Below are 2,811 nucleotides of genomic sequence, written 5' to 3' on the forward strand. Positions count from 1 at the left end.
CTAGGAGGTTATTTCAGGCATTGCAGCCTTATTTGACTCCTAAACGTCTCGCACGACATCATTAATATAACAAACACTCTCCCTAGTTATCCGGTTAATTTCATCTGAATTTCATCTTTGCTAATGGAAATTTCCCCCATCAACTTAATTCCCCTGTGGTTCGTCTGTCTGTTAGCTTTTTATGTGGCTTGCACCCTCGGAGCCAATGATGTGGCTAACTCTATGGGGACTTCTGTAGGGTCAAAGGCGATTACTCTCCGACAAGCTATTATCATCGCTGGGGTTCTGGAATTTTTTGGGGCGGTATTATTCGGGGGTAGGGTTTCGGAAACTTTGGCTACTGGGGTAGTCAAGCCGGAAGAATTTATCCGATCGCCTCAATTGTTCCAATTGGGTATGATAGCGGTATTAGTCTCGACCGGGTTATGGCTACAAATTGCTACCCGTAAGGGTTTACCCGTCGCCTCTTCCCATGCTGTGGTCGGTGCTATTTCGGGATTTAGTGCTGTGGCTGTAGGATGGACTGCTGTAGCCTGGAAAACTGTAGGTTTGATTTCTCTGGCTTGGTTAATTACCCCCCTCATTAGTGCGGCGATCGCTGCCTTACTCTACAGTCTCATTAAATACTGGATTTTGGAACACCCACACCCACAACAACAAATTCTCGAATGGACCCCCTGGCTCAGTTGTGCCATGATTGCAGTGTTTGGCACTTTAGTAGTCCCAGAAATTAGTCAACCCCTCGCCTCTTGGATGAAAAGCCAATGGGGTCTTAATTTTCCTACCCATGATTTGACTATTGCGATCGCTGGTCTCGCTGTAGTTGGCCTTACCTGGTTTAGTTGGCAACCTACTTTTAGATCCGGTGATAGCAAGTCCTCCATTGAAAAACAACTCGCTCAGTTTCAGGTTTTCAGTGCTTGCTTTGTTGCTTTTGCTCATGGGTCTAATGATGTTGGTAACACTGTCGCACCCCTTGCCATTATTGTCTATATCCGACAAACCGCTTCTGTCCCCCTCGGAGAGTTTCATATCCCCCTCTGGGTATTAGTTATTGGCGGCGCTGGTATTGCTACAGGTCTGGCGGTTTGGGGTCAAAAAGTGATCTCCACTGTCGGCGAAAATATTATCACTTTAACCCCTAGTGCCGGATTTTCGGCTGAACTGGCCACCGCCACCACTGTATTAATTGCTTCTAACTTAGGGATACCTGTTTCTACCTCCCATGCGTTAGTTGGCGGTGTCGTCGGGGTGGGAATTGTTCAAGGCTGGAAGTCTATTAAATTTGGGACTGTAGGTAATATCGCCTTGGCTTGGTTAATTACAGTCCCCACCGCTGCATTTTTGGCCGCTACAGGGTTTCTACTCCTGCGATATTTCATCGGGTAGCTTTAGCTATGGTAGCCCCCCACCTCCCCCACCTCCCCATAGTTATCAATATTTTGTCCCCCTCCCCCCCTAGGGGATGTTAAACTATGGGGAAATAGCTCATTGGTGAGATCAGAGGATAAAGACGTGGTGACAACTCCTGAGAAAATTACAAATCCTAGCACCCAATTAAGCGATCGCCCTAAATCAGATCGGGTAGCCGTTTTATTGATGGGTTATGGAGAAGTAGAAAGCTATGAAGACTTTGCCAATTATAATGAACAGGCTTTAAATCTGTTAACCGCCAAATTCGCCCCTGTTCCCACTTGGATTTATCCGCCTCTGGCGCGGATTTTGGCAATCTTTGACCTCCATGAATGGAGTCATCAGCATGGCAATTTCATTTCTCCCCATAATGCCATTTTTGAGAAACAACGCGCCGGAATTGAAGCACATTTACAACAAAAATGGGGCGATCGCATCCAAGTATTTAAAGCCTTTAATTTCTGCGCCCCCTTCCTACCAGAAACCGTTTTAGGTCAAATTAAAAGTGAAGGATTCGACAAAATCCTGATTTATCCACTGTTAGTAGTTGATTCAATTTTTACCAGTGGTATAGCTGTAGAACAGGTGAATAATGCCCTGGCAAAATTAGCCGATACCAACAGCCATTGGGTGACAGGTCAGCGTTATATCCCCTCCTTTTACAATCAGCCTGAATACATTGATTTAATGGCGGAATTAGTGCAGGCAAAAATTGAGGAAGAATTGGCGATCGCACATTTACCCTCCCAAACTGGCATCGTATTAATGAATCATGGATGCCCCCATAAAGCCAAGGGTTTTACATCAGGAATTGATGAAAGTCAAGCCTTATATGAAAAAGTCCGGGAAAAACTCATCAACCGTTATCCCTTAATTTCTGTAGGCTGGCTAAACCATGATACCCCCCTGATTGACTGGACTCAACCGAACGCACAACTAGCCGCCCATAATCTGATAGAATTAGGAGCAACGGCTATTGTCTTCATGCCCATAGGGTTTGCTACCGAAAACCACGAAACCCTATTAGATGTAGAACACATTATCGAGGCATTGCGGCGGCGACATCCCCAAGTAAGATATATTCAGATGGCTTGTGTCAATGACCATCCCCAATTCCTGGAGATGGCTGCTAATTGGGCAGATCCTCAGATTGAGGCATTGTTAAGCCAAACCGCATTATCTATTAATCCTAGCCTGGCAGTACAATCAGATCCAGGTCATCATAGCCATAGCCATCATCATCATAGCCATAGCCATAGCCATAGCCATGATCATGATCATCACCACCATTAAAACCTAGGGGCGGGTTCTCCAATTATCCCCTATGTCTACCAGATTATTCGTCAGCACCCCCGGCTGAAGCACGGGGGCTTCGTGCCCCCGCTTTCAGGTAGCTGC

Annotated in this window: 2 protein-coding genes; both read left to right on the plus strand. The window is 46.0% G+C overall.

The window, feature by feature from the left end:
- Positions 1–123 precede the first annotated feature (123 nt).
- Entirely contained in the window at positions 124–1,389 is a 1,266-nt protein-coding gene (locus P5683_RS23915) for an inorganic phosphate transporter (protein ID WP_006625611.1), read from the plus strand.
- Between the two features lie 126 nt (positions 1,390–1,515).
- Complete coding sequence (locus P5683_RS23920; protein ID WP_006625609.1) at positions 1,516–2,706, plus strand: ferrochelatase; 1,191 nt, start codon at positions 1,516–1,518, stop codon at positions 2,704–2,706.
- Positions 2,707–2,811: the final 105 nt, after the last annotated feature.

Origin of the sequence: Limnospira sp. PMC 1279.21 (genome assembly GCF_032349615.1) — a bacterium.
GTDB classification, from domain to species: Bacteria; Cyanobacteriota; Cyanobacteriia; order Cyanobacteriales; family Microcoleaceae; genus Limnospira; species Limnospira fusiformis.